This is a genomic window from Nitrospira sp., from assembly GCA_030653545.1.
In the GTDB taxonomy this organism is placed as follows: domain Bacteria; phylum Nitrospirota; class Nitrospiria; order Nitrospirales; family Nitrospiraceae; genus Nitrospira_D.
On the sequence record JAURZE010000024.1, the window covers coordinates 198,682 to 213,919 of the forward strand.

The 15,238-nt window shown below is 61.3% G+C and carries 11 protein-coding genes; 5 read left to right on the forward strand and 6 right to left on the reverse strand.

The window, feature by feature from the left end:
• Positions 1–48: 48 nt before the first annotated feature.
• The 6 genes from Q7U39_11155 to Q7U39_11180 all read right to left on the reverse strand — a co-directional run bounded on the left by Q7U39_11155 (position 49) and on the right by Q7U39_11180 (position 6,000).
• Positions 49–243, reverse strand: coding sequence for a ubiquitin-like protein UBact (locus Q7U39_11155; GenBank protein ID MDO9118508.1), 195 nt, complete (start codon positions 241–243; stop codon positions 49–51).
• Complete coding sequence (locus Q7U39_11160) at positions 240–1,769, reverse strand: proteasome accessory factor PafA2 family protein (GenBank protein MDO9118509.1); 1,530 nt, start codon at positions 1,767–1,769, stop codon at positions 240–242. Before Q7U39_11160 ends, Q7U39_11155 begins: the two co-directional genes overlap by 4 nt.
• Entirely contained in the window at positions 1,769–3,511 is a 1,743-nt protein-coding gene (locus Q7U39_11165) for an AAA family ATPase (GenBank protein MDO9118510.1), read from the reverse strand. Before Q7U39_11165 ends, Q7U39_11160 begins: the two co-directional genes overlap by 1 nt.
• A 62-nt stretch (positions 3,512–3,573) precedes the next feature.
• On the reverse strand, positions 3,574–4,653 hold the full coding sequence (locus Q7U39_11170) for a trypsin-like peptidase domain-containing protein (GenBank protein ID MDO9118511.1): 1,080 nt from the start codon (positions 4,651–4,653) through the stop codon (positions 3,574–3,576).
• Between the two features lie 56 nt (positions 4,654–4,709).
• Positions 4,710–5,132 carry a secondary thiamine-phosphate synthase enzyme YjbQ gene (locus Q7U39_11175; protein ID MDO9118512.1) on the reverse strand — a complete coding sequence of 141 codons (423 nt, stop codon included), beginning with the start codon at positions 5,130–5,132 and terminating at the stop codon, positions 4,710–4,712.
• 1 nt (position 5,133) lies between these two features.
• The gene (locus Q7U39_11180) at positions 5,134–6,000 is read right to left on the reverse strand and encodes a hypothetical protein (protein ID MDO9118513.1); all 867 of its coding nucleotides are present in this window, start codon (positions 5,998–6,000) and stop codon (positions 5,134–5,136) included.
• A 177-nt stretch (positions 6,001–6,177) separates the two neighbouring features.
• Here Q7U39_11180 and Q7U39_11185 point away from each other — a divergent pair, with 177 nt between their 5' ends.
• The 5 genes from Q7U39_11185 (at position 6,178) to Q7U39_11205 (ending at position 15,229) form a co-directional block, all read left to right on the forward strand.
• The gene (locus Q7U39_11185) at positions 6,178–6,822 is read left to right on the forward strand and encodes a hypothetical protein (GenBank protein MDO9118514.1); all 645 of its coding nucleotides are present in this window, start codon (positions 6,178–6,180) and stop codon (positions 6,820–6,822) included.
• A complete protein-coding gene (locus Q7U39_11190) occupies positions 6,819–7,247 on the forward strand; it encodes an HIT family protein (protein ID MDO9118515.1) in 429 nt (142 codons plus the stop codon). The genes Q7U39_11185 and Q7U39_11190 overlap by 4 nt, the downstream gene beginning before the upstream one ends.
• A gap of 105 nt (positions 7,248–7,352) precedes the next feature.
• Complete coding sequence (locus tag Q7U39_11195) at positions 7,353–8,603, forward strand: tetratricopeptide repeat protein (protein ID MDO9118516.1); 1,251 nt, start codon at positions 7,353–7,355, stop codon at positions 8,601–8,603.
• A gap of 5 nt (positions 8,604–8,608) precedes the next feature.
• Positions 8,609–11,227: a sigma 54-interacting transcriptional regulator gene (locus tag Q7U39_11200; GenBank protein ID MDO9118517.1), complete on the forward strand. Its 2,619-nt coding sequence runs from the start codon at positions 8,609–8,611 to the stop codon at positions 11,225–11,227.
• A gap of 294 nt (positions 11,228–11,521) precedes the next feature.
• Positions 11,522–15,229 carry a glycosyltransferase family 2 protein gene (locus tag Q7U39_11205; protein MDO9118518.1) on the forward strand — a complete coding sequence of 1,236 codons (3,708 nt, stop codon included), beginning with the start codon at positions 11,522–11,524 and terminating at the stop codon, positions 15,227–15,229.
• The last annotated feature ends 9 nt before the right edge of the window (positions 15,230–15,238 follow it).

Below are 15,238 nucleotides of genomic sequence, written 5' to 3' on the forward strand. Positions count from 1 at the left end.
CCAACGGGCCGCGCGTTGCGCGAGCACAAGCCCTGATTCGGTGCCCCGTCACTCCCCCGTCCGCTGTCGGTACCGCTCAGCCTGCTTCGGATCGACCTTCTTCATCCGCTTCATCAAACTGTCCTTGTCTGGCGACCCGGTATCGGGACGCCGCGGCCCGCCGCCCTCTTCCGACGGGCTCGGCGCCTTCGGCATCGGATCAACCGGTCCCTCCCGTCGCTCAGGCATCATCTGGTAGATCATGACTGTGATTCCTTTCTTATCCTCCAGGCAGCCACGGCCTCGGCCGGAGAGGCCGCCTGTTCAAAAATCTCGGCACAGACCCGCACCTCGATCGGATCGAACAGGTCGCCCATCTCCAGCGTCTTGCCCCTTAACCCGCCTGAGAACTGAATACGCTCCCACTGCATCGACTTGATCTGATCGGGAAACCGCCGCACACACAGGCCCCGCAACCCACCGCGGGTATCGTGAGGACCGGCGGACAGGGCCTGCTCAATGTCGGCCTCCGTGGTCATACGCCAGGCCTTCCCCTCGGCTTCCAGCCCGAGGTACAGTCCGCGGTCGGCGTTCAGATTGTGGTACTCGAGATCCAGACTCGCCAGCCAGGGATCATCCCAGCCGATCCGCTCTTCCCGTACAAAGGTCTCCAGCAACCACAACTTCGTCACCCAATCGAGCTTACCGACCAATTGACTGCGATCCTGCTTGAGCAGCCCCAGGGTCTCACCCCATTCGCGCAGCACCCAGTCCGTCTCGGCATCCGCGCCGGCCAGCATGCGCCTGGCTGCCGTATAGTACTGTTCCTGAATGTCCAGACCGGAAAGAGCCGGCCCCTGCTTCTGGCGCACGGTCGCCTTGAGGTCGGGATCCCGCGAAATCTGCTTCACCGCCGAAACCGGATCGGCCAGTTCAATCGCAGGTGCAGCCCCCCGATCGATCAACTCCAGTACCAATTGCGTTGTGCCGACCTTCAACGCCGTCGCATACTCGCACATATTCGCATCGCCGATGATCAGATGCAGCCGTCGATACTTCTCCCGAACGGCGTGCGGCTCATCCCTGGTATTGAGAATGGGCCGGTTATGCATCGTATCGACGCTCAGATCCGTCTCCATGAAATCGGCCCGCTGTGAGAGCTGATACTGCCCGGGAACGAAACCGCTCTCCTGCGCCTCGATACCGACTTTACCGGCACCAGCAATCACCTGACGACTGACTAAGAACGGCAGGAGACCTGCGACCAGTTGCTGAAACGGGATTGAGCGCGAGACGAGATAGTTGTCATGGCAGCCATAACTATGGCCATGGAGATCGGTATTGTTCTTATAGAGCTGCACATGCGGACCACCAAGGGTTCGATTCCTCCGCTCGGCCGCGCGTTGCACCACCCGCTCTCCCGCTCGATCGTGCGCGAGCAAATCGCGCAAGGTCCGACATTCGGGGCTGGAATACTCCGGGTGCGTATGGTCGTTGTAGAAGCGGGCGCCGTTCGGCAGCACCAGGTCGCTTTTCATCTCATGAAATGAAAAGGGCCGGTGCGCATCGATCTTGGCGAAGTCGTCTTCTTCTTTATCCTGTTGGAGCCCGGACACCCGAAACCCCCGGGCATCATCGTGCGGATCTTCTCCGCCATAATCCCAGCGCCGTTCGAACGACGCCGTCAGATGCGCGCGCACCAGCTCCATGGACTCGACGACCGGATCTACCTCATCGAGATCCTCGCGCGTAATCCCGTACTCTGTTTCTATGCCGAAGAGACGCAACATTAGATAATCTGATTGATCAAGCGCTCTTCCGTCTGCCGACCGCGCCGGAAGGACGACACGCCGACGACCTGCTCCGGATGATGGTCGAGCAGCTTCAACCATTCTTCCGCGGCATCATCGGGCGGCAGCATCTCCCCTTCTCGGAACTCCTCCAACACGGACTCGGAGAGATCTTTCGCGAGAAGCCCTGCCGACTGGCCGGATTGGATCATGCGATCGATCGCCTTTTCCTTCGCGCGCTGGACAATGGAGGAAAGAATCGCCCCGCTTACGAGATCGCCCCGATAGAGTACCTTGTTCTGGCCGCTCCGGAGGCGGATGGAGAGCAACCGGTTCTCATCCGTCCGTTTGTAAATCTGGTCGATCACCTCATCGGCCAGCGAGACAAAGGCCTTCGCCTTGTCCCCGCCTCGTTCGGCCACCAGCGCCTGATCCAGCGGTAACTCGTTGGTCAGATAGACTTTCAAAATCTCGGCGGCCGATTCCCGATTCGGGCGGCTGACCTTGATCTTGCGATCGATGCGTCCCGGACGCAGTACGGCGGGATCGATCAGATCCGGCCGATTCGACGCGAGAATGATCACGACATCCCGCAACGATTCGATCCCGTCCATCTCTGAGCAAAACATCGGAACCAGCGTGCTCGAAATATTGAACGAACGCGACGCCCGTCTCGTCCCTAGAATCGACTCGGCTTCGTCGATGAAAATAAACGGGAGCGCTCCCTCACGGCGGCGGGCTCTGGCCTTGGCGAAAAGGTCGCGCACCATCCGCTCCGACTCGCCGAGCCACATATTCAGAATCTCGGGCCCTTTGATATGGAGGAATGCGCCGCCGGTGATCGCAGGCAACGTCTCTGTTTTCCCGCCGGCAGCCATCGACTCGCTCACGAGCTTCGAGAGACTGGCTGCGGCAGCCTGGCCGATCAGTGTTTTCCCGCAGCCCGGCGGGCCATAGAGCAGGAACCCCTTGGGTTGCGTGAACTTGAACTGCTGGAACGTCTCCGCATGCAGCAAGGGGTATTCGATCGCCTTGCGAATCGCGCTGATCGCCTCCTGCTGGCCGCCGATCTGCTCCCACGTGACCGTCGGCACTTCGTCGAGGACATGGGTCTTGGCTTTCCGGTCCTCCAGCTTCTCGATTGCAATCCGGTGGCCCGGGTCGATCCGCAATTCATCGCCGGCCTTCAGCTCCACCCCCACAAGGTCGCTCGACCGCTGGAGGATCATGGATTGGCGGCCCATCTCCTGCTCGAAACGCAACCGCCCGTCCGGCAATGCTTCCGTCAACTTGAGCACCGGCCCGTTCAGGTCGTAGCCCAGCGTCTTGATGACCGCATAGGCTTCGTTCACGAGAATTTGCGCACCGATCTTTAAGTCCGCATTCGCCACACGGGGATCCACATTCGCATAATACTCGGCCCCGCCGACGATGATCCTCGCCAGGCCTTCGCCCGGCAGATCGAGCAACGTGCCGATCCGGTTGGCCGGCGCCGTCAGCTTCGCCACGACCTCGCTGATTTTTTTGAATTCGGCCTCCCGTTGCTGCTGACTGGCGGCCGCCAGCATGACGGAGTGGCGGAGCTTGTAGAGGATCTGTTGGCGCGGATCGTTCTCAGGAAAAGAGGCGAGGCATTGTTCGATCAACTCAAGCGGGTCGGGAGTGGTTGAGCCCGTCCGCTTTCCTGCTCCCGCGCCGGATGTGCCGGTCTGCCCTATATCGTCTGGTCGGTGGTCGCTCATAGCAATCTCCAGGTTGGTCAGGCGTCATCATAACAACATGTCGAAGCCGGACGCTACCAGCGTTAATTGACCGCCTGGAGGGTAAGAGGCAACTGTTGCCGTTTATTGGCGCGGATAATGTCGAGCGTCACCTGATCGCCGACCTTATGCGCTTCCATGATATCCATCATGTCGTCGATCGTCTCGACCGGCTTCCCGTCGATCGCCACGACAATGTCGCCGAGCTCGATGCGCCCGGCTTGCGTCTCGCGCGCCCCCCGCAGCCCGGCGCGATCGGCGCTCCCGCCCCGTGACACTTTTCCAATCACCAACCCTTTGATCCCCCATCGTTTGACGATGGAATCGGGCACCAGCGACACACCCAATCCCGGCCTGATGAGCTTCCCGTGCTTGATCAACTCCGGCACGATGCGATTGACGGTATCCACCGGTACCGCGAAGCCGATGCCGGCATAGGCGCCGCTGGGGCTGACGATTTGCGTGTTCACGCCGATCAACCGCCCGCTGCTGTCGAGCAACGGCCCCCCGGAGTTGCCGGGGTTGATGGCCGCATCGGTTTGGATCACGCCCTCGATCGTCCGGTTCGACATCGACTTGATCGTGCGTCCTAGAGCGCTGACCACTCCTGTGGTCAAGGTATGGTCCAGCCCGAACGGATTGCCGATCGCCAGGACTTTCTGCCCGACCCGCAAGTCGTGCGACGCCCCGATCGCCAACGGCTCCAGGAGATTCTCAGAAACCTTGATCTGCAACACTGCGAGATCATGGTCCGGATCGGCCCCGACAATCTTGGCTTGATGTTCGCTCCGGTCGGCCAGCGTGACCTTGATGGTATCGGCCCCGTAGATGACGTGGAAATTCGTCACAAGATAGCCCTGCTTACTCCAGACAAATCCGGAGCCGGACCCCTGCGGGACTTCCATCGTATCGAAGGACCAGACATCTCGTTGGATAGCGGTGTTCGCGATGAAGACCACCGACTTGGTGGCCCGCTCGAACACCGCCATGGTCGCGCGTTCGTCGGGACTCAATTCAGCCGGTGCAGGAGCGACCGGTCGAGGCTTGCCCTCAACTCCGTCGTAGGTCCCGCCCAGCGGTTTGCCCCAGTCGGCCGCAGTGACGGCCGTGCTTAACGCAAGCACACTGGCTCCCGCTATCGCACGAGCAAGCCCTCGCATCCAGCGCCGCAGGTTCATCGTCACTCACCGATGATTTGGTAGATCAGTTCGCGCGTGCGGGAGCGCGTGTCAAAATCGACCACGACCACTTGCTGCCAGGTGCCCAGCAGAAGCGCCCCGTCGGAAAATGGAATCGTGATAGACGGCCCTTGCAGCTGCCCGCGGAGATGGCTGTGCCCGTTATCTTCACCGGCATTTCTCGTATTGTGCTGCCAGGCGGGATCGGCCGGCACGGTGCGATCCCAAAAGGCCTTCGTATCGGCACGGATACCCGGCTCGTCCTCGATGATCATGATCGACGCAGTCGTGTGCTTCACAAACACCGTGGCGATACCGGCGCTCAGACCGGACTCAGCGACGGCGGCCTGCACCGATTTCGTCAGATTCTCGATATGCGTATCGCCCTGCATATTCACGCGAGAGGTCACGGTTTTCACAGACATATCACCACTCCATCTGCCGGAGAAATCGCCGGTCGCCAGGCGAGAGCCGGCAACCCCGCGCTTCTTCCAACACCCGGTCGAACTCGCCGCCAGCGGCCAACCCGCGAAGCGCAGACATGACCGCCCGACTCAAGAGGCCTTCCTGCTGCAGCTTTTCCAGATAGGCAAACGCATCGGCGAGCGTTTCCCTCTTCCGTCTGTAGTAATCGCGCCCGCGCTGCTGATTGCTGTAGGCTTCAAACTGTTCGCAGGCGACCAGAATCTCCGCTAACTGCTTCACCCAAGCCGGGGCGGCCGCCAGCTTCTCGGGATAGTAGTAGTACAACATCACCCGCTGCATCCAGGGCTCCCACCGCACGCCCATCTGCTTGATCTCGCCGCGCACCGTTCGCAGCCGGCGGGAAAGGCGCCGGGAATACCCGAGGCGCATCTCGACCTGCTCCTTGGCCCACGCCGTCATCGGAATGCCGGCCGCATCGAGCTCGACTCCGTATTGACGCAGGAAGGCTTCGGTCTCCCGTCCATACGCCGTCTCCGGATGTAGGGCTCGCCATTCACGCGGCCTGGTCGGAATGCCATGCGCTTTGGCCCAGGACCAGATTTTCCCGAACAGCACACGATCGAGCCCCGCCCGGCCCAAATCATGCAAAACACAAGCAATCTGATACTGGCGCACTCGCGCAGCGTCATGCCCCAAGGCAGCGGCCACTGCCGCGCACATGCGCGCCGTGCGAACGGCATGCGGCCGGTCGTACCCGCGGATGATGCGGCGAGGAATCGTCGGATGCGGATAGTCGTAGAGGCGCAGCAGCTGAGCCGCGAGAGCTTTGGGAATCAACAACGGGGCGCGAGAAGCTGTAGAAGTCATGCGTAAAAAGATCGGAAGGAGACGGCTATCGACTGCGCCGAGAATAGCGTTCGGCGAAACGAGGTGTCAAGGCAACGCACGGAGTAACCGGTGTACCCGGGGGCTCGATCAATCCAACGGTTTTTGTTATGCTCCGCGGCGTCCTTCCGTAGTCAATTCCCCTGAATCCTGAGGCGCATGATGCAATGCAGAGAATCGCTGTTCACATGGCTGGTTGGCGCGGCGCTGAGCGTCGGGGCAATCGGTTTCAGTACGGACTCGACGGCGTCCCCTGTCGACCAGCTCACCGATCTGACCGGAAAGGTCACGGTCATTGTCACGCTCACCGGGCGCGACAATTTTACGAGCGAATATCGCTATGACGTCAGTGTCCGCAATATGACCGCCGATCCGCTGATCGCCGACTCCCTGATCATCACCCTCGACAAGATTACGAACCTGGCTGGCGAAGACCATGAAGCGCTGAAAAATGAAACGTTTCTCAGCCGGTTTGATATCCTCGGGCAGGATGGAGAAACCGAGGAGGGCAAACCCTTCTTCCGTATTCCACCAGGCAGTACCGCGGACTTAGGCCCGCAAACCAATAGCCGCGCCGCCGCCGTCCGGATCCGCAACCGAGATTATGTCTCGGTCTTCACGCCGGCCTTCAAGGTCTATGGCAACAAACGGCCACCGCCCGAACCGAAACAGCCGATCGCCCAGGCACAGCCCGCTCCCCCTCAACAACGTCAGACGGACAAGCAGACCGAGAGACTGCTTCAGTTACTGCTCAAGAAGGGCGTCATTACGGAAGAAGAATGGCGCAAGGCCAACCAACCATGACTGATCCGACATGCAAAGCCTGTCAGGGAACCTGGCCGCGCGCCGACCACTTCATCGCCGACCTGGGACTGTCTCAGGCCTACTTGCACGACGACCAATTCTTTAAGGGCTGGACCGTCGTCGTCTTCCGGCGCCATGCGACCGAACTCTTCCAGTTGGCCCCCACGGAGCGGATGCAGTTGATGGAGGAAGTCACCCTGGTGGCCAAGACGCTGGCGCAGGTTTTCGATGCCAGGAAAATCAACTACGAGCTGCTGGGCAACCAACTCCCCCATATCCACTGGCATCTCATCCCCCGCCTGGCGACCGACCCGGCCCCCTTGGAACCGGTCTGGCGGGTGCAACATGAACCGATCCGTCCGACCGCCCAAGAACTCCAGGGCAGCATTGAACACATCAAAGGGGCGATGGCTAAGCTGCGCTAGGTCATGCACACGCCGCATTTTGCCATTCCTAAACAGCCTGCCTTGCCCGACCGGATGCTATAATACCTCCCATCCATACCCAGTTCAGGAGGGGCACAGATTTCGATGCGTCGCCGTGCAGGGCTCGTGACTATCCTTATTGTTCCGCTCCTCTTCGAACTTCACGGCGCGTCGTTCGCCCAAACGCCTGACGAACAGACCGCGGATCCACCCGTTCTCGAATCTCCAGCGCCACCGCCCCAGCCCCCGCAACAAGACGAGCATCGCCTCTCCGAATGGACAGAACAAGAGCGCAACAATGCCGTCTTCATGCTGAGCGAGTTGCGTGGACGAGTCAGAACGTTTCCCGCCAGCGCCGAAGACCGCCTCAAGTTGGCGCAAGAACTCTATCGCGTCGGCGACCTCGACGCCGCACTCGACGAATGCCGCATCGCGCTCAAACTGCAACCGAGCCATGCCGAAGCGTTGCTGCAACTCGGCATCATACTCATGGCGAAACAGGATGGACGCGCCGCCGCCACGGCCTTCATGGAAGCCATTCTCCTCAACCCCGAATTGACTCATGCGCACTACAGTCTCGGCAGCGTCCAGTACTCGCTCGGCAATATCAAAGCCGCGATTCACTCCTATCGACGGGCTATTGAACTGCAACCGCACTTCCCCGACGCCCGTTATCGGCTTGCACTATTGCTGAAACTGACGAATCGCGATCAGGAAGCGGCACAGTTCATGGAAGAAGCGGCCCTCGGCGGGGTCCCGCAGGCGCAGTTTTTTTCAGGCAATGCCTACAAGAGCGGGCAGGGCGTTGCCAAAGATCTGGCCCGGGCCATCTTCTGGTGGACCAAAGCGGTTGAACTCGGCCACCAGCCGGCCGGCGACGCCCTCGCCAAACTCCGGCGGCAAGCCCTCTCGACCGACCAGGCAGATCGACGGCGCACCGACGCACTCGAAGGGTTTCATGCCTACCGCGCCCGGCTCTGGGAGGAGTTTCCTGATTACAGCCGGTCTGGCGACCAAGACACATTGGGAGTGACGTTACTCAAGAGCCATCGCCCAGACGAAGCAATTACCATGCTCCTTCAAGAGAGCTATGCGTTGAGCGACGTGGCGTTGAACGAGCTGGCCGCGCTCTATGAAGCCGGGCTCGACCAGCACCTCGCCCCCTTCGACAAAAAGCTGCTCCTCTGCATGGAGACCATGGCCGGCGAGGGATTTGCGCCGGCGAAGAAAGCGCTCGCGCGCATCTACGGCCGCGGCCTCGGCGTGGTGCCGGACCGAGCCAAGGCGAAAGCCTCGCTCAAAGGCCTGCCAAAGCAAGACGCCAAAGCCCTGATGGATGAACTGAACCTCCAGTAATTCATATGCTCGACTGGCACAAACTCTGGCGGCACTTCATCACCTCGCTGCCCCTTCAGGCGCTCACGATCGGCGTGCTGGCAACCCTTCTGGCCCGGCTGCTCTGGCTCATTGCGCCCGCGACTGTCAGCGCCCTCGATTGGACGGTCTACGATACGTGGCTCCGCCACCGCGCACCGGTCGCCGTCAGCCCCGCGCTGACGATCGTCGCGCGCGATCCCGTGAGCGAAGCACAGTTCGGGCCCGGACCATGGGACCGGGCCGTCCTGGCTCAGCTGATCACCACGGCCCATGAAACCGGCGCAGCCGCCATCGGGATCGACCATCGCCTCAACCACGCCAGTCCCGCCCACCTGGGCGGGGCCGCCAGTGACGCGCTGCTCCTGGAAGCGACCACATCTGCCGGCCACGTCGTCACCGTCTTCGATGACGAGGCCCCGCCGACCTCGGATGCCATCATTCAAGGGCATCTGACCCTGTCCCCCCATAGCGATCACGTGGCTCGCGCACTGCCCCTCTTCATAGAACACGGCTCTCCGCCTCTCCCCTCATTCGGACTGGCGCTGTTCTCCCTCGCGAAACGCCAGCCGCTTCCTCACGAAACCGCAGAAACCCGCCTCGTGAACGTGGTCGGCAATGGAACCCTGGCGGATTTGCCGACCATTCCGCTCTCCACCGTATGGGAAGCGATCCATCATCACGACAGTACCGCGCTCGACGGATGGTTGAAGGGCAAGGTGGTCGTCATTCTGTCTCAGGTCCCCTCACAGAACCTCTGGCTGCTACCGACGGGACAATCCGTCGACGGCATGACCGCGCATCTCCAGTTCCTCAACAGTCTGCTCACTGAAACCCGCCTCTGCCAGCTCGGGCCGCTCGGACGCGCCGGCGTCACCATGATGTTCGCCTCGCTCATCGCCTGGTGTCTCCTGCGATTTCACGGTTCCATCAGTCTGGTGTTCGCCGCCGGAGCCATCGCCCTCTATGCCGCCGTGACCGCCGTCGTACTTGGCGGACTGCATCTCGTGTTGCCGGCAGCCCTCCCGCTCACTGCCGCGCTCATGGTCCTGCTCGGCACCACCGCCTGGACACACCTCACGGCAGGCCAACGTCTGGTTCTGTTGGAGCGAGACATGCTCCGCATCCAACAGGATGCCGCCGCCGTGCGGGAAGCCCTCGTGCTGCGGGAGAATCGCGCCGAAGCCTTGCAGGAAGACTTGGACGCAGCCAAAGCAGCCGCCGCGCAATCGGCCGGTCAGCGGCAGGATCTCGCCCACGCCACCGAGTCCCTGCGAGCCGAACTGGCCGACGTCCAGATGCAGGAACAGACCGCCCGCGAACAACTCGAACGATTGGAGCGGCAACTCCACGATCTGCGCGCCGCCGGTTCAGAATCCGGTACGGTCGGCGACGCGGCGCTTAACCAGTTGTCCATTGAATGCCGCCAACTCGGGATCGTTACCAGAGACGCATCGCTTCTGCGCCTGTTCAGAGACGTAAAGAAGGGGGCCGGATCGCCGCTCACCGTTCTACTGCTCGGAGAACCTGGCACCGGCAAAGAACTCTTCGCCCGCGCAGTCCATCGGCTCAGCCCAAGATCGAGCCGGACCTTCATCGCCGTGAATATGGCGGCCATCTCGCCCGAACTATTTGAAAGCGAACTCTTCGGCCACACCAAGGGCAGCTTCACCGGCGCCGCCGCGGACCGGCGCGGCTACTTCGAGTTGGCCCACCATGGCACGATCTTTCTTGATGAAATCGGCGATCTGCGACTGGATCACCAGAGCAAGCTGCTCCGGGTATTACAGGAGAAGTCCTTCTACCGTGTGGGAGCGACCACCCCGACCACCGTGGATGTGCGCATTGTCGCCGCGACCAATCGCGATCTGCAGCGCGGAGTCTCGGAAGGCTGGTTCAGAGAAGACCTGTACTTCAGATTGAAGGGATTGGTATTCAGGCTGCCACCGCTCCGCGAACGGGCCGCCGATATTCCGCTTCTCGCCGACGTCTGCCTCGCCGAGATCGCCACGCAGATGAGCCGACCGGTCCCCAAACTCTCCAACGACGCCCTACGCCTGCTGACCGAGCATGACTGGCCGGGCAATGTCCGGGAATTCCGTCATGCCCTCGAACGAGCCATCGCCTTAAGTGATGAACCGGTACTGACGAGGGCAGCCTTCTCCCTGGAAGGGTCCGTCGAGACTCAGGCTCCCAAGGGATCGAGCGGGGCGACCGTGCTTCCTGAACCAGCCGGGGATGCCGCCGTGCTGAGCTGCCTCCGGCAGCACGGATTCGACATGCAGGGCACGGCGAAGGCCCTCGGCTGGGACCGCAGCACCGTGACGCAGCGATTGAAAGGCCTCTGCTTCCAGGCGCTCGTCGACTCCCGCGGCGACCAGGCGAAAGCCGCCCTGTCCATCGCCGGCGATCCAAGCCACCTGAGAACCGTTGAACTGAAGCTTCTGGACTACCATAGCCACCTCCTGTCGGTGATCGCCCCCTTCAAGACCGCCGAGGAAGCCCTGGCCGACTGCAGACGCCGCTTCAAGAACCTGCCAGACCGGCACTTTGCCTCGGTCGAAACCCTCGTACGAGATCACTTTTCCAAGATTCCACGCCCCTAACTCCCGCATCGAGCCGCACCGCACCCCTTCCTGAGACCTGCCAAGCGCACCGCCCCGCCCCAGGGGAAGAATCCGCGTAGTCAGAATCAGATTCCCTCTCAACATAATCGCCACAGGTCATGAGGCAGTGTAGCGGCCCGCCCCTACACTTATACAGAATCGGCGGTTCAAGGATCCTACAATCCACCGATTATCAAGCTTTTTCCACATACCGACAGCAGACGTACCACGGCACCCGGATTGCACATGACCACGCGCCCACTTAGGACCATTTTTTATTTCTTGGACGTATCCATGACACCCTCTTCCTTCATTCATGAACTCCGCTTCACCCAGGTATCTCTCGCGATCACCACAACCGCCGCTGCGATACTGATCTGGTCGACCGGGACGATCGCAAAGACCGCCCTGGCTCAAGGTCACGTCGAGGATCTGCTGGAAGCCCTGCTCTTTGGGTCGCTCGCCGGATTCTTAGTCTACGGCAACCTCTGCTACCAGTTGGCGCGGCTTGGACAGCTGAAGCGGGATGCCGCGTTCCGCCTGGCAGCCTTACAGCCAACCAAACCCTTCGATCCCCTGTCAGCCCCGGCCCTTACTGTGCTGGTGCCTTCATACAAAGAAGAACTCCCCGTCATCCGGCAAACACTGTTGTCCGCCGCACTCCAGAACTACCCGAACAAGCGAGTCGTGCTGCTCCTCGATGACCCGCCTGCCCCCAAAACCCACTCCGATCGAGCTGGCTTATGGGCAGCGCGCAATCTTCCCTTTGAATTGCAGGCCTTGCTCGACGAACCAGCCTCCCACATCACCCAGGCTCGGGCGGCATTCCTGGCTAGACGGGCACATCACACCGTCACCGTCAGCGACGAATGCGTCCGGCTCTCAGATTGTCTCAGGCTGGCCACGCAGTGGTTTGAAACCCAGGCCAAACACTCCTCGACCGAGACCCACACCGATATCTGGTTCGTAGAACATGTGCTCACCCAATCCGCCGAGTCCTACCGGGAACAGAGCGCGCAGTGGTTCGCCCGACGCAGGGAGCCGGGCCTGGTCTCCGACGAGCAAGTCCTCGGCGAAATCGAGGATGCCTATACGGAACTGGCGGCCCGTTTTCAGGTTGAGTTTGATGTCTTCGAGCGGAAGCAATACTGCAACCTATCCCACGAGCCCAACAAGGCGATGAATTTGAACAGCTACCTGGGCCTCATGGGCCGCCGCGTCCGCCCGGTGGTCCGCCAGACCGGGCTTGCCCTGGAGGAAACCGCCTCACGAGCCGGCAGCCGCCTGATCCCCAATACGCCCTACGTCATCACACTCGATGCCGACAGCCTCTTGAAATCCCACTATGCCAGCACGCTGGTCCGACTCATGGAACAGCCGGACTATGCGCGGGTAGCGGTCGCCCAAACGCCCTACAGCGCCTTCCCCAACGCACCGGGCGTGCTGGAGCGGACCGCCGGAGCCACGACCGACATTCAGTATCTCGTCCATCAGGGCTTCACCTACTTCGGCGCCACCTTTTGGGTCGGCGCCAATGCCTTGCTGAGAAAGTCGGCGCTCGAAGAAATCTGCGTCGAATCGAACGAAGACGGGCACACCGTTCACCGCTATATCCAGGACCGGACGGTCATTGAAGACACCGAATCGACCGTCGATCTCCTCGCCAAAGGATGGTCGCTGCACAATCACCCCGAGCGGCTGGCCTACAGCGCCACCCCGCCGGATTTCGGATCGCTGGTCATCCAGCGGGCGCGGTGGGCCAACGGGGGATTGATCATTCTGCCAAAATTGTTATCCTTCCTGCGCCACACACCGAAGCAGGCGAGAACGGTTCCGCAAGCCCTGCTGCAAATTCATTATTTGACCTCGCTGGCGTTCGCCCCCTTGAGCGTCTTGCTGCTGCTGGCCATCCCGTTTTCTTCCGAGTTAATGACGCCCTGGATGCTCATCGCCGCGCTTCCCTACTTCGCCCTCTATACCAGGGACCTGGCGAATATGGGCTATCGGCCGTTCCGGGATCTCTTTCGCGTCTACGCACTCAATCTGCTCTTAATTCCCATTCATCTCACCGGCGCCGTCACCTCCATGCAACAGGCCATCGCCGGGACCAAGATCCCGTTCCGTCGGACGCCAAAAATCTCCGGACGAACCAGAACGGCGGGACTGGATCTGGCCCTGCAGTTGGGCATGGCACTCTCCAGCCTGGCCTTGGGGCTCTACTACGTCTCGCAGTTCCGATGGATGGCAGGCGCCTTTCCCCTCGCCAATGCCGGCCTGTTGATCTACGGCATCCGCCAATTCATCGGCTTCGCCGAAATGCAGCAAGATCTTCGCCTCAGCCTCACGGAAACCTTCACCAGCATGGCAAGTCGCACACAGCGTGCCGGCGCGCGGTTCATGACGAATATGCTCGCTCCGCTGACCCCGGTGATCGAGTGGAGCAAAGAATTCGTCCTTCCGATACGTGCGCGGGTCGCCTCCCGTCAGATCCTCTGGAGCCTCTTGGTTGCGCTCGAAGCCATCTCTCCCGCGCTCGCCACCGGACATTCCACGGCCCCGCTCAATCCCGTTCAAATCGAGAATCTCAAGCCTGGCACCAGCGACTGGATCCTGGCCAAGCCGGCCAGGAATCATGAGATCGAAGGCTATGCCTCCGCAACCAGCGTCAACCAGGGCGAGACGATTCGTCTCTATGTTCATTCGCTCGCCCCCACGTACCGCCTCACGATCTACCGCATGGGATGGTACGGAGGGCTCGGCGCCCGGCAGATGTCCGGACCGATAGAGTTGCCGGGGCACCGACAGCCAGCCCCTGTCGTAGACAGTGAAACCGGCTTGATCGAGTGCCAGTGGGAATACCCGGTCGCGCAAACCATCCCGGCCGGCTCCCAAGGCGAGAGCACCTGGCCGTCAGGGTATTACCTGGCGAAGCTGACAGCGGAACCCACGGGAGAAGAGAGCTACATTCTGTTTATCGTCCGGGACGATCAGCGCCCCTCGACCTATCTCGTCCAAGCCAGCATCACAACCTATCAGGCCTACAACAATTGGGGCGGACGCTCGCTGTATTCGTTCAATAGTCCCGGCGGGCAGGCCGCGAAAGTGTCCTTCAACCGGCCCTATGCCGGCAGCGCGATTCCCGCCGCAGCCTCCGGAATCGGCGCAGGCGATTTTCTGATTTCCAACTCAATCCCACCCGGCTACCCGGCGTCCCCCGCTGGCTGGGAGTACAATATGGTCCGCTGGTTGGAACGAGAAGGCTACGACGTCACCTATGCCACCAACCTCGATGTGCATGCGAACCCTGCGCTGCTCGTCTCGCACCAAGCCTTCCTCTCGATCGGGCACGATGAATATTGGACCTGGGAGATGCGGCGCCATATCGAACAGGCGCGCGACCGGGGCGTTCATCTCGGCATTTTTTCGTCGAATACCTGTTATTGGCAGATCCGCATGGAGCCCGGCCATATCACTGGGGAGCCGCTCCGGACCATGGTGGCCTACAAAGAGAATACGCCGCGTCGCGACCCCTTCATGACCGACCAGAGTCCGGAGAACGATCACCTCGCCACCACGCGCTGGCGCAACGCACCCGTGAGCCGCCCCGAGGCAGGCTTGCTCGGCACCATGTATCTGGAAGTAGAAAATCCCGTCGATAGCTCGTACGTAATCGAGGAGGCCGACGCCTGGATGCTCGCAAAAACCGGCCTCGCCAAAGGCTCGTCGCTGCCGGGCGTCGCCGGGTATGAAGTCGATGGACTGAGCGCCGCCAGCCCGACCGGCACGCACATCGTCGCACGTATGCCGGCAGGCCAACTCGCCGGCGCCGTGACCCTCTATCGCGCCGCCAGCAACGCGCTGGTCTTCTCTAGCGGATCGATGCAATGGAGCTGGGGGCTTGATGATTTCCAAGCTCCGCACCTGCGCAAATCCGTGTTGAATCCGGCCGTCCAGCAGATCACTCGAAACGTCCTGGCTCGATTCACGCGCGCAGAAGACTAAGCCCGTCTC